The sequence below is a fragment of the Mesorhizobium sp. P171375 genome, from assembly GCF_057786075.1.
Genome location: NZ_JBYNWF010000001.1, coordinates 4,121,934 through 4,139,557 on the forward strand (window position 1 = coordinate 4,121,934; position 17,624 = coordinate 4,139,557).

The 17,624-nt window shown below is 62.5% G+C and carries 18 protein-coding genes and 1 pseudogene; 8 read left to right on the top strand and 11 right to left on the bottom strand.

The window, feature by feature from the left end:
* Nucleotides 1-18: 18 nt before the first annotated feature.
* On the bottom strand, nucleotides 19-1,209 hold the full coding sequence (locus ACYHH6_RS19890) for a hypothetical protein (protein ID WP_352589437.1): 1,191 nt from the start codon (nucleotides 1,207-1,209) through the stop codon (nucleotides 19-21).
* Nucleotides 1,210-1,611: 402 nt separating this feature from the next.
* On the opposite strand from ACYHH6_RS19890, the gene parC reads away from it, so the two are divergent.
* Both parC and ACYHH6_RS19900 read left to right on the top strand, forming a co-directional pair.
* Entirely contained in the window at nucleotides 1,612-3,864 is a 2,253-nt protein-coding gene (gene parC, locus ACYHH6_RS19895) for a DNA topoisomerase IV subunit A (protein WP_352589435.1), read from the top strand.
* 234 nt (nucleotides 3,865-4,098) lie between these two features.
* Nucleotides 4,099-5,313 (top strand): AI-2E family transporter, encoded by a 1,215-nt coding sequence (locus ACYHH6_RS19900; RefSeq protein WP_352589432.1) that lies wholly within the window; start codon nucleotides 4,099-4,101, stop codon nucleotides 5,311-5,313.
* Here ACYHH6_RS19900 and ACYHH6_RS19905 read toward each other — a convergent pair.
* The 3 genes from ACYHH6_RS19905 to ACYHH6_RS19915 form a co-directional block, all read right to left on the bottom strand.
* Nucleotides 5,301-6,197 carry a DMT family transporter gene (locus ACYHH6_RS19905; protein ID WP_352589429.1) on the bottom strand — a complete coding sequence of 299 codons (897 nt, stop codon included), beginning with the start codon at nucleotides 6,195-6,197 and terminating at the stop codon, nucleotides 5,301-5,303. The two genes, ACYHH6_RS19900 and ACYHH6_RS19905, sit on opposite strands and share 13 nt — an antisense overlap.
* Before the next feature lie 131 nt (nucleotides 6,198-6,328).
* On the bottom strand, nucleotides 6,329-7,093 hold the full coding sequence (locus tag ACYHH6_RS19910; RefSeq protein ID WP_192253163.1) for an arginyltransferase: 765 nt from the start codon (nucleotides 7,091-7,093) through the stop codon (nucleotides 6,329-6,331).
* Between the two features lie 139 nt (nucleotides 7,094-7,232).
* The gene (locus ACYHH6_RS19915) at nucleotides 7,233-7,703 is read right to left on the bottom strand and encodes an RDD family protein (RefSeq protein ID WP_352589426.1); all 471 of its coding nucleotides are present in this window, start codon (nucleotides 7,701-7,703) and stop codon (nucleotides 7,233-7,235) included.
* A 192-nt stretch (nucleotides 7,704-7,895) separates the two neighbouring features.
* Here ACYHH6_RS19915 and sthA point away from each other — a divergent pair, with 192 nt between their 5' ends.
* Nucleotides 7,896-9,284, top strand: a complete 1,389-nt coding sequence (gene sthA, locus ACYHH6_RS19920; RefSeq protein ID WP_352589423.1) for a Si-specific NAD(P)(+) transhydrogenase — start codon at nucleotides 7,896-7,898, stop codon at nucleotides 9,282-9,284.
* An 11-nt stretch (nucleotides 9,285-9,295) separates the two neighbouring features.
* On the opposite strand, the pseudogene ACYHH6_RS19925 reads toward sthA, so the two are convergent.
* Nucleotides 9,296-9,499 (bottom strand): annotated as a pseudogene (locus ACYHH6_RS19925) (hypothetical protein); the annotation flags it as partial.
* Nucleotides 9,500-9,606: 107 nt separating this feature from the next.
* On the opposite strand from ACYHH6_RS19925, the gene ACYHH6_RS19930 reads away from it, so the two are divergent.
* Entirely contained in the window at nucleotides 9,607-10,248 is a 642-nt protein-coding gene (locus ACYHH6_RS19930; protein ID WP_352589420.1) for a DUF47 family protein, read from the top strand.
* Nucleotides 10,249-10,251: 3 nt separating this feature from the next.
* Nucleotides 10,252-11,256 (top strand): inorganic phosphate transporter, encoded by a 1,005-nt coding sequence (locus ACYHH6_RS19935; protein WP_352589417.1) that lies wholly within the window; start codon nucleotides 10,252-10,254, stop codon nucleotides 11,254-11,256.
* Here ACYHH6_RS19935 and ACYHH6_RS19940 read toward each other — a convergent pair.
* The 3 genes from ACYHH6_RS19940 to ACYHH6_RS19950 all read right to left on the bottom strand — a co-directional run bounded on the left by ACYHH6_RS19940 (nucleotide 11,229) and on the right by ACYHH6_RS19950 (nucleotide 12,792).
* Nucleotides 11,229-11,513, bottom strand: coding sequence for a hypothetical protein (locus tag ACYHH6_RS19940; protein ID WP_352589414.1), 285 nt, complete (start codon nucleotides 11,511-11,513; stop codon nucleotides 11,229-11,231). The two genes, ACYHH6_RS19935 and ACYHH6_RS19940, sit on opposite strands and share 28 nt — an antisense overlap.
* Nucleotides 11,514-11,564: 51 nt before the next feature.
* Nucleotides 11,565-11,747 (bottom strand): hypothetical protein, encoded by a 183-nt coding sequence (locus ACYHH6_RS19945; RefSeq protein WP_352589411.1) that lies wholly within the window; start codon nucleotides 11,745-11,747, stop codon nucleotides 11,565-11,567.
* 388 nt (nucleotides 11,748-12,135) lie between these two features.
* Nucleotides 12,136-12,792 (bottom strand): alpha/beta hydrolase, encoded by a 657-nt coding sequence (locus ACYHH6_RS19950; RefSeq protein ID WP_352589408.1) that lies wholly within the window; start codon nucleotides 12,790-12,792, stop codon nucleotides 12,136-12,138.
* A gap of 218 nt (nucleotides 12,793-13,010) precedes the next feature.
* Between ACYHH6_RS19950 and ACYHH6_RS19955 the strand changes: the two genes are divergently transcribed.
* Entirely contained in the window at nucleotides 13,011-14,198 is a 1,188-nt protein-coding gene (locus ACYHH6_RS19955) for an OpgC family protein (RefSeq protein ID WP_352589405.1), read from the top strand.
* Nucleotides 14,199-14,201: 3 nt separating this feature from the next.
* On the opposite strand, the gene ACYHH6_RS19960 is transcribed toward ACYHH6_RS19955, so the two are convergent.
* Nucleotides 14,202-15,281 (bottom strand): LacI family DNA-binding transcriptional regulator, encoded by a 1,080-nt coding sequence (locus ACYHH6_RS19960; protein ID WP_352589402.1) that lies wholly within the window; start codon nucleotides 15,279-15,281, stop codon nucleotides 14,202-14,204.
* A gap of 146 nt (nucleotides 15,282-15,427) precedes the next feature.
* On the opposite strand from ACYHH6_RS19960, the gene ACYHH6_RS19965 reads away from it, so the two are divergent.
* Complete coding sequence (locus ACYHH6_RS19965; RefSeq protein ID WP_352589399.1) at nucleotides 15,428-15,568, top strand: hypothetical protein; 141 nt, start codon at nucleotides 15,428-15,430, stop codon at nucleotides 15,566-15,568.
* 62 nt (nucleotides 15,569-15,630) lie between these two features.
* Nucleotides 15,631-15,774, top strand: a complete 144-nt coding sequence (locus tag ACYHH6_RS19970) for a hypothetical protein (RefSeq protein WP_352589396.1) — start codon at nucleotides 15,631-15,633, stop codon at nucleotides 15,772-15,774.
* Between the two features lie 49 nt (nucleotides 15,775-15,823).
* Here ACYHH6_RS19970 and ACYHH6_RS19975 read toward each other — a convergent pair whose 3' ends face one another.
* Together ACYHH6_RS19975 and ACYHH6_RS19980 are read right to left on the bottom strand one after the other, a co-directional pair.
* Nucleotides 15,824-16,198: a DUF423 domain-containing protein gene (locus ACYHH6_RS19975; RefSeq protein ID WP_352589393.1), complete on the bottom strand. Its 375-nt coding sequence runs from the start codon at nucleotides 16,196-16,198 to the stop codon at nucleotides 15,824-15,826.
* A 40-nt stretch (nucleotides 16,199-16,238) separates the two neighbouring features.
* Nucleotides 16,239-17,504 carry an MFS transporter gene (locus tag ACYHH6_RS19980; RefSeq protein WP_352589390.1) on the bottom strand — a complete coding sequence of 422 codons (1,266 nt, stop codon included), beginning with the start codon at nucleotides 17,502-17,504 and terminating at the stop codon, nucleotides 16,239-16,241.
* Between the last annotated feature and the right edge of the window lie 120 nt (nucleotides 17,505-17,624).

The following is a 17,624-nucleotide window of genomic DNA, read 5'->3' on the forward strand; positions in this document are numbered from 1 at the left end:
GAAGGGAGCTAACTTCGATCAGTCTTCGTTGGCCGTCACATGGACGCCGAGCGTCTTCGGCAGGTCGAGCGGGTTGGACATCGCACCCGCCATGATCAGCGCGAACGGCACCGCTGCCGGCGGCTCTGCCGAAATCTCCAGGCTCTTCGGGTCGTCGAGGTATTTGCTCACAGCGGCCGTCACTTCGGCGGTCAATTCGGGATTGTTGAGCTGTGCCATGCCGAACGGGACGATCGCCTTGGCCTGGTTGGCGATGTCCTTGCCCGACATGCCCTGCTGCTTGCCGACATACTCAAGCACCTTGCCGGTCAGCGAATCGTCGTCGAAGCGGACCGAGGCGCCGTTGAAGGAAAGCTGCTGCAACAGGCCGAGCAACGCCATGCCTTGCGCCGAGTTGTCGGCCCCTTCGGGCTGCGCCGCCATCTTCTTCTGCATCTCCTGCATCGACTTGACGAAGTCGACCGTGTAGCCGCCGAGGCCGAAGGTCATGCCGAGCGTGCCGGCATTCTCGACCGAGATGTCGTATTTCGACAGGTCCATCTTGCCGTCGCTCGGCTGCCAGGTGCCGCCGATTTCGATGTTGCCCGATATGTTCTGGTAGCCCAAGGCGTTGATTGCTTCCTTGGACTTTGCATCGTCAACCAGGGTCAGGTCGGCGTTGAACTTTTCCGTGGTTGCGGAAAATTCCATCGCCTTGCCGTCGGCCGGGGGCGTGATCTGGACAGAAACGCCATCCACCGAGAAGGCGGTCTTGTCGGCAACCTTGACCGTCAGGTTTTCGAGTTCGGCCGACTTGTAGATCATCATCGAGCCGAGCGGGCCCGTAGCGCCCTCGGCCGGGATGTTGGCGTCATGAATCACGAAAGGAGTGAGGTTAAGCGTTACACCGTCCTTGCTGTGCTCGAAGGCCGAAGTCGTGATGGTCGCGACATCAAAACCGCCATTGGCCTCGGTCACGCCTTCAAGCTTGACGTCGCCGATCGGCAGCGCTTCCTTTTCGGCCGCCGGTTTGACCGACACGCCCTGCAGCACCATGCTGGAATTGTCGCCGGTAACCCCGGTCCAGGTGATATCGACGCCCTGGACGGCAAGTGCGGCCTTCAGCCGGTCGGCAATCGCCGCGTCCTGCGCAAAGGCGGCATTGAGCGGCAGAGTCAGCAAGAAGGTCGAAAAAGCGAGTTTCTTGAGTGTCGAGCGTTGGATTGTCATCGCGAGTTCCCTGAGAGAGTCCTGAAAAGTGTTTTCTTGAGTTCTGCGCCATCACCATTCCGTGACGAACTGGACGGGAAAAAGGCGCTTTCCCGCAGATTTGTCGAAAATCACGGCGAAAGGCAAACCGGAGCGGGAGCCTTCGCTCGATGCGGTGAATATGTCATGAAGGTCGGGCTCCCCTGAATACTGTCTCCTGCCTTAGAGAGGGCGTGTAACAGATTGATGTTGGTTGGCAACAGCACTGCTACCGGTGCTGTTGCACAGGGACGGCAAGCTGGAACATGAAATCCGTCACACCCGTCGTCGGATACTGAGCCGCCTTTCAGCCCGGAGGCCGCAAATTGCGGATTTCCGCAGCTCCGCCTTGCCGCGAATCACCCGCTCGGCTAGTCCACCCGCATGGGAAAAAGGCTTTTGCCGCCTGAAGATGGCGGCGGTGACCATATCGAACCGGTCGATCTGAAGAAGGCGCTGGAAGAGCGTTATCTCGCCTATGCGCTGTCGACCATCATGCACCGGGCGCTGCCGGATGTGCGCGACGGGCTGAAGCCCGTGCATCGCCGCATCATGCACGCCATGCGGCTGCTCAGGCTCAACCCCGACCAGGGCTTTGCCAAATGCGCCCGCATCGTCGGCGAGGTGATGGGCAAGTTCCACCCGCATGGCGACCAGTCGATCTACGACGCGCTGGTGCGCCTGGCGCAGGACTTTTCCATGCGCTATCCGCTGGTCGACGGGCAGGGCAATTTCGGCAATATCGACGGCGATAACGCCGCCGCCATGCGCTACACCGAAGCGCGCATGACCGACGTGGCGACGGAACTGCTTTCCGGCATCACCGAGGACGCGGTCGACTATCGGCCGACCTACAATGAGGAGGACGAGGAGCCGGTCGTGCTGCCCGGCGCCTTCCCGAACCTGCTCGCCAATGGCTCGTCCGGCATTGCGGTCGGCATGGCCACCTCGATCCCGCCGCACAATGCCGCCGAGCTTTGCGATGCGGCCCTGCACCTGATCGAGGATCCGAGCGCGCCGGTGGCGAAGCTGATGGACTTCGTCCAGGGTCCGGATTTCCCGACCGGAGGCATCATCGTCGACAGCCGCGCCTCGATCCTCGAAGCCTACGAGACGGGCCGCGGCGGTTTCCGCGTCCGGGCCAAATGGGGCCAGGAAGACCAGGGCAGGGGCACCTGGAGCATCGTCGTCACCGAAATCCCCTATGGCGTGCAGAAGGCGCGGTTGATCGAGAAGATCGCCGAGCTTCTGATCGCGCGCAAATTGCCGTTGCTCGAAGATATCAGGGACGAAAGCGCCGAGGACATCCGCGTCGTGCTGGTGCCGAAGAGCCGTTCGGTCGATCCCGGCATCCTGATGGAATCGCTGTTCAAACTGACCGAGCTCGAAAGCCGGTTCCCGCTCAACATGAACGTGCTGTCGCGCGGCAAGGTGCCCAACGTGCTGTCGCTGAAAGGCGTGCTGCAGGAGTGGCTGGAGCACCGGCGCGATGTGCTGATCCGCCGCTCGAAGCATCGCCTGGGCGAGATCGAAAGGCGCCTCGAGATCCTCGCCGGCTACCTGATCGCCTACCTCAACATCGACGAGGTGATCAAGATCATCCGCGAGGAGGACGAGCCCAAGCAGGTGATGATGGCCCGCTGGTCGCTCACCGACACCCAGGCCGAAGCCATCCTCAACATGCGGCTGCGCGCTCTGCGCAAGCTGGAAGAGTTCGAGATCCGCAAGGAGTTCGACGGCCTCACCACCGAGAAGAAGCAGATCGAGGCGCTGCTGGCGTCGAATGCCAAGCAATGGTCGACGATCAAGTGGGAAGTCGCCAGCATCCGCGACAAGTTCGGCCCCGAGACCGAACTCGGCAAGCGCCGCACCCAGTTCGCCGACGCGCCGGAACACGATTTGACTGACATTGCCCATGCCATGATCGAGCGCGAGCCGGTCACCGTGGTGGTCTCGGAAAAGGGCTGGCTGCGGGCCATGAAAGGCCATCTGGCCGACCATTCGACCTTGACCTTCAAGGAGGGCGACAGCCTCAAGCTCGCCTTCCATGCCCAGACCACCGACAAGATCCTGGTCTTCACCACCGGCGGCAAATTCTACACGATCGGCGCCGACCGGCTGCCGGGCGGCCGCGGTCATGGCGAACCGATCCGCATCATCGTCGACATGGACAACGACCAGGACATCGTCACCGCCTTCGTCCACGACCCCAAGCGCAAGCTGCTGCTCGTCTCCTATGATGCCAACGGCTTCATCGTGCCGGAGGAAGAGGTCGTCGCCAACACCCGCAAGGGCAAGCAGGTGATGAACGTCAAGGCGCCCGACGAGGCCAAGGCATGCGTGCCGGTTTCGGGCGATCACCTCGCCATTGTCGGGGAGAACCGCAAGATGCTGGTGTTTGCGCTGTCCGAAATCCCCGAAATGGGCCGTGGCAAGGGCGTTCGCCTACAGAAATACAAGGATGGCGGTCTGCTCGACCTCAAACCCTTCACGCTGGCGAGCGGCCTGTCATGGCAGGATTCGGCCGACCGTACGTTTACCCGGTCGCGCGAGGAGTTGGCGGAGTGGATTGGTGCAAGAGCATCGGCGGGACGGATGGTGCCGAAGGGATTTCCGCGGACGGGGAAGTTTGGGTAGCTAATCTCCCCCCTTAAGGGGGGAGATGTCGCCGGAGGCGACAGAGGGGGGCGGTTCGACTGGACGCGACCTCCTATTTGGGACCGAACAAGGCTAGCGCTTCACGCGAGGCGACCCCTCTGGCCTGCCGGCCATCTCCCCTCGAGGGGGAGATTCCCAACCATTTGGACTATCGTCACGATTGCGGCACTATAACAGTGCATAAACGCTTGGTAGGCCGGGAGAAATGGGCGTTTGAAGGAAGCGAAGATCCAGAAGCCGGAGCGTCAGCAGCGCCTGTTCGGCCTGTCGACGCCGTTGAGGGCCGCCGTCATTCCGCCGCTATCGGCGGCGCGCTGGCTGCTGGTGCTGATCGTCGCCGCCGGTGTCTATTTCTTCCACGGCTTTCTGTTTCCGGTGCTGGCAGCGCTTGTCATCGCCTTCGCCAGTTGGCCGCTCTATCGCCGGCTGCTTGCGGGCGTCGGCGGCAACCGCACGATTGCCGCGACCTTTGCCATCCTGTTCATCCTCACCTTCCTGGTGGTGCCGATCGCGCTCGCCGGCACCTACGCCATCAACGAAGTCCGCGAATGGGTCGGCTGGGCGATCGAGACCAACCGGCATGGCGCCGTCACACCGCACTGGATCACGACGCTGCCGGTGATCGGCGAGTGGCTGAACGAACAGTGGGTCGACAATTTCGGTCACCCTGGCGGCATCGGCGAGCTCATCCAGCTGGTCAGCGGCGCCAATATAGGCAGCATCTATCGCGGCGTGCTGGCGGCTGGCGGCAGCGCCTTCGGCCTGCTTTTGACACTGCTGTTCATGATGATCGCCCTGTTCTTCGCCTACCGCGACGGCGAGCAGTTCGCGGCCCAGATCGACCGTCTCGGCGAACGCATCCTGCCGACGCGCTGGGAGCGGATTTCGCGAGTCGTGCCGGCAACCATCTCGTCCACCGTCACCGGCATGACCGTGATCGCCATCGGCGAGGGGCTGGTGCTGGGCGTCGCCTACTGGCTGGCCGGCGTGCCGTCGCCGGTGACGCTCGGCGCACTCACCGGCGTGATGGCGCTGATCCCCGGCGGCGCACCGCTGTCCTTTACCCTGGTGTCGATCTACCTCGCCGCCAGCGGTTCGCCGATGGCGGGGCTGGCGCTGTTCATCTGGGGCGCGGTGGAGTTGTTCATCGTCGACAAGACCTTGCGCCCGAAACTGGTCGGCGGACCGATCAAGCTGCCTTTCCTGCCGACCTTTTTCGGCCTGATCGGCGGCGTCAAGACCATGGGCTTTCTCGGCCTGTTCATCGGCCCCGTGCTGATGGCGCTGTTGGTGGCGATCTGGCGCGAATGGCTGCGCGAGGTGGAACTGGCCGAGGATGCCGTTCCCGAGGCCGTGGCAGAGCTCGAAGGCGGACCGCCACAGATCGAGATTGTCGCCGGTCCGGCGAAGAAAAGTCAGACCGGATAGGCAACCGCGAGCGCTGCCCGACGCTTGCGCCCCTCATGCAACTGCCACAGCGAATGCGCGACCAGCGTGACGATGAGGATGGCGCCGCCGATCAGGCTGTTGCGCGACGGCGTCTCGGCAAAGATCATCCACACCCAGACCGGCGCCAGCACGGTTTCCAGGAGATAGAACATCGCCACTTCCGGACCTGAAATGTATTTCGGCCCGTTAGCGAGGCAGAAGAAGGCGAACGGCATGACGACGGCGCCGTTGAGGATGATCCACCATGGCGCCTCCACTTGAAAACCGGTCCTGGAGACCATGAACACCGCCAACGCAAAAGGCAGGAGGACACCGGTCAATGCGGTGAAACCCATATCCTTGCCGCTGGCGCGCGATATGGTGATGGCGCAGGCAATCGCGAAGGCCGAACACAACGCCATCACGTCGCCGAACAGGTGTCCGGTGCCGATGGAATCGCCGACGATGATGGCGATGCCGACGATCATCAGCGCCATTGCCGCAAGCGTCAGCGGCCGCGGCCGCTCGTTCAAAAAGAGCCATGACAGCAGCGCCGAAAACATGGTGGAGAAGGCCAGGATGAAAACCAGATTGGCGGTCGAGGTGTTGTAGACGCCGGTGATGAAGGCGACCGCGCCGAGCCCGTAGATCACGGCGACAATCAGCCCCGACCAGCCGGGTATGAGCTGCGGCGCATTCTTGCTGAACGAGCGCCAGACGGCCCATACGATCAGCGCCGCCACGAAGGTGCAGCCGGTGCGCAGCAAAAGGATCGTCCACGCTTCGCCACGAGCGAGCCGGATCAGCGGGATGTCGACGGTCAGCATCAGCCCGCCAAGCGCGGTGAGCAGGAGTCCTTTGGTGTGAGCGTTGTGAGATGACATGCAATGACTTTCGCAATGGACGGGAGGCAGGATGACCGGTCGGCGCAATCGCGCACTCTCCGCCAACAGCGAAAAGACCGGCATCGTCCCCGTTGAAAATGTTCATGCCCGGATTTGGGAAATAAGAAAGATCAGCGCGTGACCGCTTCGTGGTCGTAGCGTTCCCAGCCCTTCGGGCCGAGATGCTCCTGCGGCATGAAGCGCATCTTATAGTTCATCTTGCGCGAGCCGTTGACCCAGTAGCCGAGATAGACATGGGGCAGGCCCATGGCTCTGGCGCGGGCGATATGGTCGAGGATCATGAAGGTGCCAAGCGAACGGTCCTCGAACTCAGGATTGAAGTAGGAATAGACCATCGACAGGCCGTCGGCCATCTTGTCGGTCAGCGCCACGGCGATCAGCTCGCCCTGGCCCTTGCCGGTGATGAAAGTGTCGGGGCCGCGGCGCCGGTACTCGATGACCTTGGTGTCGACATGGGTGTCCTCGACCATCATGGCGTAGTCGAGCACCGTCATGTCTGACATGCCGCCGCGACGGTGGCGGGCGTCGAGATAGCCGCGGAAGAGCGAATACTGCTCGGTTGACGGCTGCGCGTCGTGCATGGCGCCGATGAGATCGGAATTGCGCTGGATCACCCGCTTCATGTTGCGGCTGGCGGTGAATTCCTGCGCCAGGATGCGCACCGAGACGCAGGCGCGACAGGTCTCGCAGGCAGGCCGGTAGGCAATGTTCTGCGAGCGCCGGAAGCCGCCTTGCGTCAACAGGTCGTTCATTTCCGGCGCCTTGTCGCCGACCAGATGCGTAAACACCTTGCGTTCGAACTGGCCCTCAAGATACGGGCACGGCGATGGCGCGGTCAGGAAGAACTGCGGCGACTGGGTCGGATGCTGCGTCATCGAACCTTGGGAACACTCCTGCGAATCGCTCTACCTTTGGCCTGGCTGGCGAAAAATTCAACAGGATTGTGAAGGCACGGGTGAACGAACGCCTTCAATTTTGCGCACAAATGCTTGCTGGGGTCGTTCGAACGCCGGTTCAACGGTCGCTGCGGCTGACAACAGTGCCAAGCAGCAGATCGTGCAGCGTGCGCTTGCGATCGGAAAACAGCGTCACCAGGAGGACGAGCGGCGTCAGGATGACAGTGCTCGCCCAAAACTGCACCGAATGGACAACAGCGGTGAGCCCGTCGATCCGGCTGCCGTCGAGACGATCCAGCCGAATGCCCATCATCCTCATGCCCGAAGTGGCCTGGTTGCGACCGCCCAGCGTGTTCCAGATGTAGAGAATGGCGACCGCCGGCACGAGGATGGAATACAGCGCCCAGCCGAGACCGAAGGTCAAAAGGCCAAGCACGGCCACCAGGATCGCGAACGGAAGGGTGAGCAACGCCACGATGCAATAGTCGATGATGAAGGCGAGGATGCGCCGCGTGCGCACACCGTCATAGGCCCTGACGTCGTCGAGCCTGCTGGTGATGATTTCGCCGTCAAATACGCGCGCGTTCATGTCATGTCCTCGTAACAGGCGCCACGCTAGGGTGCGCCGCCACCTGAAATGGTGAATACCGCAGGCGGAATCAAGATCGCTTCGTTCATCGGTCCGGCTCGACGGTGTGACGCGGTTGAGCCGATTGAATTTGGTGGACGGATGGCGTTAGCTTGCTGCGGCGCAACAAGACGCCGAGGGGATCGGGGAAATATGGATTACGACATGCTGGTCATCGGCAGCGGCCCTTCCGGCCGCCGCGCCGCGGTGCAATCGGCCAAGCTCGGCAAATCGGTGCTGGTGGTCGACAGGGGCCGGCGGCTCGGCGGCGTCTCGGTGCACACCGGCACCATCCCGTCGAAGACGCTGCGCGAGACGGTGCTCAACCTCTCCGGTTGGCGCGAGCGCGGCTTTTACGGCCGCGGCTACCGGGTCAAGCAGGATATTTCGATCGGCGATCTGGTCGATCGCCTGCACAAGACGCTCGACCACGAGGTCGAGGTGCTGCAGCACCAGTTCATGCGCAATGCGGTCAAGAGCGCACGCGCCACGGCGAAATTTCTCGGTTCCAACAAGATCAGCCTGACCGCCGACAATGGCGACTATTCGGAGGTCGGCTTCGCCAATGCGCTGATCGCCGTCGGCACCAGGCCGCATCGGCCGCGCGACGTGCCCTTCGACAAGGTCCGCGTCTTCGACAGCGACGAGATGCTGGAACTCGACCGCCTGCCGCGCACGCTGACGGTCATCGGCGCCGGCGTCATCGGCGTCGAATATGCCACCATCTTTTCGGCCCTCGACGTGCCGGTGACGCTGGTCGAGCCGCGCAACACCATTCTCGATTTCGTCGACCGCGAGATCGTCGACGACTTCATCCACCAGATGCGCGACCGCGGCATGACCATCCGCCTCGGCAGTACGGTCAAGGAAATCGTCTCCAAGCCGGACTATGCCGAAGTGACGCTTGCCGATGGCCGCACCATCCGTTCCGAGGTCGTGCTCTATGCCGCCGGCCGCAGCGGCAATCTCGGCAGCCTTGGCCTCGACGTGGTCGGCATCGATGCCGACTCCAGGGGCCGCATCAAGGTTGATCCGCAGACGTTCCAGACCGCCGTGCCCAACATCTATGCCACCGGCGACGTCATCGGCTTTCCGAGCCTTGCCTCGACTTCGATGGAGCAGGGCAGGGTGGCCGCGTGCCATGCTTTTGGCGTGCAGCTGCCGCCGCCGCCGGAAACGTTCCCCTATGGCATCTACGCTGTGCCGGAAATCTCCACCGTCGGCCAGTCGGAGGAACAGGTGCGCGAGAGCGGCGCTGCCTATGAGGTCGGCGTGGCGCGGTTTCGCGAAGCCTCGCGCGGCCACATTATGGGGGTCAACACCGGCTTCCTGAAGCTGCTGTTCTCGGTCGAGACGCGCCGCCTGCTTGGCGCCCACATCGTCGGCGAGGGCGCCACCGAACTGATCCATATCGGCCAGGCGGTGATCAATCTCGGCGGCACGGTCGACTTCTTCGTCAACAACACCTTCAACTACCCGACGCTGGCCGAAGCCTACAAGATCGCCGGGCTCGATGCCTGGAACCGAATGGGGCAGGGGTAGGGCGCCTCAGCTCAGCCTTCCATCTGGGCGAGCAGCGCCAGCATGACGTCGGCCGAAGGCATCGGCAGCACCGCCTCGATTTCCGCCGGGCGCACGCCGGCAATCGCGTCGGTGCCGGCGGCGACGGTGCCCAGCGGTCCGCGGAAGCCATGCTTCGACCAGGCGAGTTCCTGCAGCTTCGGGCTGGTCAGCGCGTCGAGCCGTCTAGCCGCATCTGCGATTCGCCCGCATCCACATCTTTCAGACGGCTTACTGTTTTCAGTGGCTCGCTGGGGCGCTATGTGAGTTGGTGGGTCGTGGACGGGCGCGACGGGAGATCGACATGCTGGGCTGGTTCCGCAAGCTGCTGCCGCGCGAAGATCGCTTCTTCGATCTGTTTGAACGGCATTCCCGTACCGTAGTCGGTGGCGCCGAGGCGCTGCAGCAGCTTCTCCAGGGCAAGGATATCGAGCGCTGGTGCCAGAAAATCATCGATCTCGAGGACGAGGCCGATCATATCACGGCCGAAGTCCTGCTGGCGGTGCGGCGCTCCTTCATCACGCCCTTCGATCGCGGCGACATCAAGGATCTTATTCAGTCGATGGATGATGCCATCGACATGATGCACAAGACCGTCAAGACGGTGAAGCTGTTCGAAAAGAAGGAATTCGACCCGCTGATGCAGGAAATGGGTGGCGTCATCGTTGCCGCTTCCAGGCTGGTTGCCGAGGCGATCCCGCTGCTCAGCAAAGTCGGCACCCACACGGTGCGCCTCAACGCCATCGCAGAAGAAGTCATGCGCGTCGAAAGCCGCGCCGACGATCTGCATGAGCAAGGGTTGAAGGACCTGTTCAAGCGACATGGCCGCAGCGATCCGATGGCCTACCTGATCGGCAGCGAGATCTATGGCCAGCTGGAGAAAGTGGTCGACCGCTTCGAGGACGTCGCCAACGAGATCAGCGGCATCGTCATCGAGAACGTTTAGGCAATGGAAGCCACCATCGCCTTTCCCGTGCTGGCCGGCCTTGTCGCCGTCGCGCTGTTTTTCGATTTTCTCAATGGCCTGCATGACGCCGCCAACTCCATTGCCACCATCGTCTCCACCCGCGTGCTGAGGCCTCAGTATGCGGTGCTATGGGCGGCCTTCTTCAATTTCATTGCTTTCATGTTCTTTGGCCTCCATGTCGCCGAGACCGTGGGAAAAGGCATCGTCGACGTCACCATTGTCACGCCGGCGGTGATCTTTTCGGCGCTTGTCGGCGCTATCGTCTGGAACATTGTCACCTGGATTGCCGGTATCCCATCGAGCAGCTCGCATGCGCTGATCGGCGGGTTGGTCGGCGCGGGTATTGCCAAGGCCGGCGTTGGCGCCATCGTCTGGACCGGACTCGGCAAGACGATCGCCGCGATCGTCCTGTCGCCGGCGACCGGTTTTGTGCTGGCGCTTATCCTGGTTCTCATCGTTTCCTGGCTGTTCGTGCGGCAGACGCCGTTCGCCGTCGATAGCACCTTCCGCGTCATGCAGTTCTTTTCCGCCTCGCTCTATTCGCTTGGGCACGGTGGCAACGACGCCCAGAAAACCATGGGCATCATCGCCGTACTGCTCTATTCGCAAGGCATGCTCGGCGCCAATTTCTACGTGCCGCTATGGGTCGTCCTCACCTGTCAGTCGGCGCTGGCTCTGGGCACGTTGCTCGGCGGCTGGCGCATCGTTCACACAATGGGCTCGAAAATCACCCGACTGAACCCGATGCAGGGCTTCTGCGCCGAAACCGGTGGCGCCATCACTCTGTTCGCGGCCACTTGGCTCGGCGTTCCCGTGTCTACCACCCACACGATCACCGGAGCCATCATCGGCGTCGGCGCTGCCCGCCGCGTCTCGGCCGTGCGCTGGGGCATTGCCGGCAACATCGTCATCGCGTGGATTGTCACCTTGCCGGCCACGGCGGCAATTTCGGCACTCACCTATTTTGTCACGCGCCTTGGCGGCTGACGCGGAGCGGGCGCCAAAATCTGATTATGGGCGATGAAGCGTCCATACAGATCTGACGCAAAGCCTAAGCCTGAAGCGTGGTTTGCATGGAGGGTTTTGAGCGCTTCCTCTTTGGTGAGGCCGAACTTGCGGGCAAAGTAGGCGGCTTCGATCGCCATTTCGCGGTCTGCCTGCGGTTCAGCTTTCTGCTTGGCCTTCTTGCCCACGACACGAATCACAGCACATTCCGCTAGATAGGCCGAAAGAAGCTCGTCCACCGCGATGGAGTGTCACCCGCGTTTTTGCGGTCTTTGTAAGGTGGTCGGGGGCTATCTGGCCTTGTCCTTGCGGACTATGGAAAGTTTCGGCCCGTGAGCTTCCCGGATGATCGTGAGAGCCTCGTCTCTGGTGATGCCGACCTTGCGGGCATAGTAGGCGGCTTCCGCTTCAAGCCTGCCGTCTATTGGTTCTGCAATCGCCTGCTTGGCCTTCCGCTTCGCCTTCTTCCCCATGTGTCGAATCATAGCACATTGCGCGACTTGGCTGAATGTCCGCGTCTGGTTAAAATTTCAAACTGACCTACTACCGAAGCTAGGAGCGGCTCGGTGATCGCGCGGGCGGCGCTGGTCGCTGTCCTAGTCGGCGTCGTTGCCTATCTCACGGTATCTGGCCTTTTCGGCGAAGAGGATATGCCGGGTTTCGGTCGGAGGGGGATTTCCCGCATTCTCTTCGTCAAATTCTAGATTGCGGCTATCGATAGCGTATCTATGGCAGAATCGAGTGAAACGGCGCTCGTCGAAGCCGTCAAAGTAATAGACCACCCCCAAATGTAGACGTATCCTGGCCCACTTTCGGACAGATGGCCACGATTGCCGGCTCGATGCGGCAAGTGATGATTTGCTATGCAGCAGCCGGCGCCGCCATCCACTGCCGGACGATGGCGACATCAGGGTCGCCGATTTCATGGCCGGACGCCACGATGCGGGCATCGACCTCGGCGCCGTGTTTGTGGAGCAGCGTCACCAGCGCCGGCACAAACGGTCCGTAGGTTTCGTCGGCGGCGCCGGCGATGATCAGCACGCGCGTTCCGCTGAGGTCGGCTGACGGCGCATCGTCAAGCACCGGCATCGCTCTCAGCAGCGCCGCTTTTCGGACGAGGCCTGCGTTCAGCAGCATCAGGCTGGAGACCAGATTTGCCCCGTTCGAATAGCCGAGGAATGTAGCCCGTGTGAGATCGAGCCGATGGCGCTTTGCGGCCTCGCTTGCGAATGCGGCAAAGGCTGATGTCTCGGCACGGATGCTTGCTTGCTCGAACCGGGTCGGGGTGATCCGCTCGAACCAGCGGAAACCGTCATCCTGCGGGATGCGGCCGCGCACCGCGACCAGCGTGGCGTCGGGTGCGATCTGGCTCGCAATCGGCAGCATTGTCGTTTCGTCGACACCCGATCCATGCAGCAAAAACAGGCATTCGCCGTTTGCATTTGCCGGCTTGAGGAGGCGGTAAGGGAAGGCCAGATCCTGGTGCAGAACGTCATGCTTTTCGGTATATTCAGGCACGCTCATATCTCTTTGATTTCGTGATTGTTTTGTTCGTTTGCCGGCTTCAAAACGGAATATTTTCACGCTCCGCGAAATGTGATTGAACCAGGCTCATTTCAGACCGTTTCTGCGCCGATATGCTTCCCGCGGGAGGAATCGAAGCGGTGTGCGCCGATGGTCGCATCCCGGCATGAACAACACGAGCACCCTTGCTCTCGCTTTGAGGCCTTTTGTCGATGACTACGCAACTCCCGCCGGATCGCGCCGAACGCGACACCCGCATTGACGTGTTCCGCGCGCTCGCTCTGTTGACCATCTATATCGACCATGTGCCGGGCACCGTCTTCGAAACGCTGACCTACAAGAATTTCGGATTCTCGGACGCGGCGGAGGCCTTTGTGCTGATCTCCGGCATGTCCGTGGCGCTCGCCTACGGGAGCAAGTTCCAGACCGGTGGTCGGCTATTGGCGACGTTGAAGATGTGGCGCCGCGCCGGCGTCCTCTACACCGCCCACATCGTCACCACCATCGTGGTGATGGCGATGTTCTGCGCGGCGGCGGTGTTCGCCCACCGGCCTGAGCTGCTGAAACTGATCAACATCGAACCGTTGATGAAGAACACGCCCGAGGTGATGGTCGGCATCGTCACGCTCGGCCACCAGCTCGGCTACAACAACATCCTGCCAGTCTATGCGGCGCTGCTGTTGATGGCGCCGCTCTTCCTGCTCTTCATCAGCTACAGGCCGCTGCCGACACTGGTCTTTTCCGGTGCCTTGTGGCTCGTCGCCGGCATCTGGCAGATCGCGCCACCGAACTATCCCGAACCCGGCTTCTGGTTCCTCAACCCGCTGTCCTGGCAGTTCCTGTTCAACATTGGCCTGGCCGGCATGCTGCATGTCCGGCGCGGCGGTACGATTCCCATCAATCGCTGGCTGGTGGGCGCAGCGGCGACCTATGTCGCGGCAGCGCTGGTCTGGGTGCACAGCCCGCTCTGGGGCCAGATCACCTGGTTCGATCTGCCTGTGGTGATCGGCGGCTTCGACAAGACCTTCCTGTCGCTGCCGCGGTTGCTGCACATTCTGGCGGTGAGCTATCTGATCGTCGCCTTGCCGGAAGTCTCGAACCTGTTCCGCCTCAGCCGCGACCATCCGCTCGCTCTGCTCGGCAAGCGCTCGCTGCCGGTGTTCCTTGCCGGCACGGTGATCGCCATGGTGGCGCAGGTAATGAGGCTGATCAATCCGGGCGGCTTTGCCTATGACGCCCTGCTGATATCCGCCGGCATCGCCATGCAGTTCGCGCTCGCCTTCTATCTCGAATGGTTGTGGGGAATCGGCTGGTCGGGCAAGAAACCGGTACGCACCGAAGCCCCGGCCGCTCGCCAGCCTTTCGGCATGGCGCCCGTGGTGGCAAGGCTGAGCCGATGAAGGCTAGGCACGAGAGGGGCCCGATGAGGCTCTGATCACCAGATCGACCGGCAGCACTTGCCGGCTGAGCGAGCCATCGTTCTCCAGGATCGCCTTGACGGCGAGCCGGCCCATCTCTGCAATCGGCTGGGCGACGGTGGTCAGCGGCGGCTTGGAAACAGCACCTTCCGGCACACCGTCGAAGCCGACGACGGACACGTCGCCCGGTACAGCGATGTCATGTTGGCGCAGCCAGTCGAGCGCATGCAGCGCCATTCTGTCCGACATAGCCAGGATCGCCGTCGGCTTTTCCGGCAGCGCGAAAATATGCTCGAGGCCGGCCCGCACGGTCTCTTCGTTGTTGAGGGTTTCGTAGATCGGCACCTGCGAGACGTCGATGCCGAAGCGGGAGAGTTCGGTGAAATAGCCACGCAAACGGTCGCGCGTGCCGGAATAGAGTGCCGACGTCTCGACCTGCTCCTGCGTGACCGGACCAAAGCCGGCGTCGGCAGATTCCAGGGCGAGTATGGCAAAGCGGCGATGGCCGAGCTCGGCCAGATGGCGCGCGGCCAGGCTGGCGCCGGCGATGTTGTCGATGCCGATCGCCGCAACTGTCTCATCCTCCGAATCGAGGTCGAGCGCCACGAAAGGCAGTTTGCGCTCACGCGCCAGTTCGACCGCCCGTGAACCGCCCTCGATGCAAAACACAATGAAGCCGTCGACAAGGGCGCTCTGGATGTTCCAGGCGAGCTGTTCGTTGTTGGCGGCGGAGACCAGTGAAATCCCCGCACCGGTGGCATCGCAGGCCTGTGAGATGCTGGCCATCATGACGCGGGCGAACGGATCGTCGAAGAAATACGACAAGGGTTCGGCCGTGGCGACGCCGATAGCGTTGACCTTGCCGGCGCGCAGCAGCCGGCCCTTGGGGTCGGGGCCGGCATAGCCCATTGCCTCAGCTGCCGCCTTGACGCGCTCGCGCACCTCCTCACGCACGATCTCGGGTCGGGCGAAGACATTGGACGCCGTGCCGTGCGAGACGCCGGCTGCCTTGGCAATGTCGGCCAGCCGCACTGGTCTCGTCTTCCCGGAAGTCAATGCCGTCATCTTCGTCTCCTCAACCGGCTCTATCTAACACTTTCGTTGGATCGGTTCAAATTTTCCCTTGATCAGAGGGCGGGGAGGGTCTATGTTTGAATCGATCCAAGGCAATTCAGTGCCATACGATTGGATCGGTTCAAGAGGAGGGTGCGATGCATCCCATGAATTATCTGTTCGAAGACATCTACGGCAACTGGGGCATCGCCTCGGATGCCGCCACCCGCAAGCGCCGTGGCCGGACTGGCCCGTGGAAGCGCGACCTGTACTTCCTCGTGGAACGCAAGCGCAGCTGATCGGCAAGGCATTTTCGTGCCGGCTGATTGGATCGATTCAAATTCTAAGAGGAGACCGAACCATGCATCCCGTGAAGCATCTGTTCGAAGACATCTATCGCAACTATTGGGGCATCTCGCCAGCTACCGAACACCCGGAACGGCAGCGGCAGACCAAGCCTGCCAAGCGCAAGCGCGACCTGCTACCGGAACGCCGACAGGGTTGAGCCTCGTGTGAAAAATATCGGCCGGGGCAGGGTCTCTTGCCCCGCCGATTCAAGAACGCTGGCGCACCAGCGCCGAGGCCGCGATCGCCATCCAGCCGGCGATCAGCAAGCTGCCCCCGATCGGCGCCGACATCGGGAAAAGCCGCGATCCCACGAAATCCCGGGCCAGCAGATCGCCGCAGAACAGCACCAGCCCGACGAGTAGCACCAGGCTGCCGATCCGCAGGATCCGGTTTGCACCGGCAAGGCCGACGGCCAGAAACACCGGCGCGTGCATGATCAGGAATGATGCGGCGGTGCCGACGAAAGCGCCGCCCAGATGCGCGGCCGCAGCCGACAGTGCCACGCCCGCCGCGCCGCACAGGCCGCCGGCGAAGACGAGGATGCGGGCGCTGCCTGTTGCCGGATGGTCGGCGATGCTCATGTCTCAGGCTCCTGTGATTGGCGATAGGCGGCGCAACCTGTCAGGATTTGCCTGATACCGCCAGCATGTCACGCGTGCGGCGTGACTGGACCAGCCAGTTGTAGACAGCGCCGCCGGCCATCAACACGGATGTGCCGAGAAACACCGCGCGCATGCCGAAATGACCGCCGACGAAGCCGCCCATCACCGGCCCCGCGACCTGGCCGACATATTGCGCCGAGATCGCCAGGCCCAGCACATTGCCGCCGACGCCATCGGGAACATTGTGGCGGATGACGCTGGTGATGCAGGGCAAGAGCCCGCCCAACACAAGACCCATCAGGAACCGCAGGCCGACCAGTTGCCAGCTTTCGGTGACGAAGGCTTGCGGTATCAGCAGCATTGCCGAAACGGCAAGCGAAGCGACGATGACGTTCCAGTGGCCGATGCGGTCGGCGAGCTTGCCCAGTCGTGACGCCGACAGGATGGCGCCGAGTGCGGCCGCCGACATGACGACGCCGGAGGTCAGTGTCACTCGACTGGCGTCCGCGACCAGTTGCTGGACATAGACGGTGATGATCGGCTCGATCGACATGTTGGCGAAGGTGAACAGCATGCCGGTTGCCAGCATGGCGGCGACAGGCCGCTTGTCAGGGATCTGCGCCCAGCCGCCCTTCGGCTTCTCCTTGGGTTTGGCTAGCGCTGTCGGGCGAGGCATCTCCTTGATCAGGAATGTCGTCGCCAGCGCCGCCAGGAAAATGACGCCGCCGGCTATGAGGAAGGTAGCGCGGATGCCGATCAGCGGCGGCAGCGCGCCGCCGAGCAGCGGGCCGACCAGGGAGCCTGCGGTGATGCCGGCCGACAGCACGCCGAGCGCCCAACCGGAGCGTTCCTTCGGCGTCTGCATGGCGACCAAAATGGTCGAGCCCGAGGAATAGCCGCCGGCAAAGCCGATCAGCAGGCGCAGCAGCACCAACTGCCAGACGGTCTGCACCATGCCCGTCAGCGACATGCAGATCGCCATGCCGAAACTGGCGCGCACCAGCATTACCTTGCGGCCGTAGCGGTCGCCCAGCCGCCCCCACAGCGGCGCGACGAGGGCCGCGGCAAAGAAGGTTGCGCCGAAAGCGATGCCCGACCATTGCACGATCGCCGCGTGGCCCACGGCGCCCAGCTGCTCGACATAGAGCGGCAGGAACGGCAAGAGCAGCGTCATCGCCACAAGCGTGCTGAAGGATCCGGCAAAACACACGAACAGATTGCGCCGCCAATGCACATTGTAGGCGGAGGGCGTGTCGGTCGCTTGCGCTGCACTGTCCTGCGGCATTTCATGTCCTGTCCGCTTGCTGCGGATACCATTTTGGGATACCAAGTTGGTATCCGTCTTGAACGCAAGCTTTGCCGCTGTCAATGCGGCGCTCTCAAACGTGATCGGCCAGACCTCAAT

Coding starts and splice junctions, on each gene's coding strand:
- ACYHH6_RS19945 (WP_352589411.1), bottom strand. CDS start 11,747: ATGGGGAAGAAGGCGAAGCGGAAGGCCAAGCAGGCGATTGCAGAACCA.
- ACYHH6_RS19970 (WP_352589396.1), top strand. CDS start 15,631: ATGCATCCCGTGAAGCATCTGTTCGAAGACATCTATCGCAACTATTGG.
- ACYHH6_RS19915 (WP_352589426.1), bottom strand. CDS start 7,703: ATGAACGCGCGCGTATTTGACGGCGAAATCATCACCAGCAGGCTCGAC.
- ACYHH6_RS19905 (WP_352589429.1), bottom strand. CDS start 6,197: ATGTCATCTCACAACGCTCACACCAAAGGACTCCTGCTCACCGCGCTT.
- ACYHH6_RS19980 (WP_352589390.1), bottom strand. CDS start 17,504: ATGCCGCAGGACAGTGCAGCGCAAGCGACCGACACGCCCTCCGCCTAC.
- ACYHH6_RS19930 (WP_352589420.1), top strand. CDS start 9,607: ATGCTGGGCTGGTTCCGCAAGCTGCTGCCGCGCGAAGATCGCTTCTTC.
- ACYHH6_RS19965 (WP_352589399.1), top strand. CDS start 15,428: ATGCATCCCATGAATTATCTGTTCGAAGACATCTACGGCAACTGGGGC.
- sthA (WP_352589423.1), top strand. CDS start 7,896: ATGGATTACGACATGCTGGTCATCGGCAGCGGCCCTTCCGGCCGCCGC.
- ACYHH6_RS19935 (WP_352589417.1), top strand. CDS start 10,252: ATGGAAGCCACCATCGCCTTTCCCGTGCTGGCCGGCCTTGTCGCCGTC.
- parC (WP_352589435.1), top strand. CDS start 1,612: ATGGGAAAAAGGCTTTTGCCGCCTGAAGATGGCGGCGGTGACCATATC.
- ACYHH6_RS19975 (WP_352589393.1), bottom strand. CDS start 16,198: ATGAGCATCGCCGACCATCCGGCAACAGGCAGCGCCCGCATCCTCGTC.
- ACYHH6_RS19960 (WP_352589402.1), bottom strand. CDS start 15,281: ATGACGGCATTGACTTCCGGGAAGACGAGACCAGTGCGGCTGGCCGAC.
- ACYHH6_RS19955 (WP_352589405.1), top strand. CDS start 13,011: ATGACTACGCAACTCCCGCCGGATCGCGCCGAACGCGACACCCGCATT.
- ACYHH6_RS19910 (WP_192253163.1), bottom strand. CDS start 7,093: ATGACGCAGCATCCGACCCAGTCGCCGCAGTTCTTCCTGACCGCGCCA.
- ACYHH6_RS19890 (WP_352589437.1), bottom strand. CDS start 1,209: ATGACAATCCAACGCTCGACACTCAAGAAACTCGCTTTTTCGACCTTC.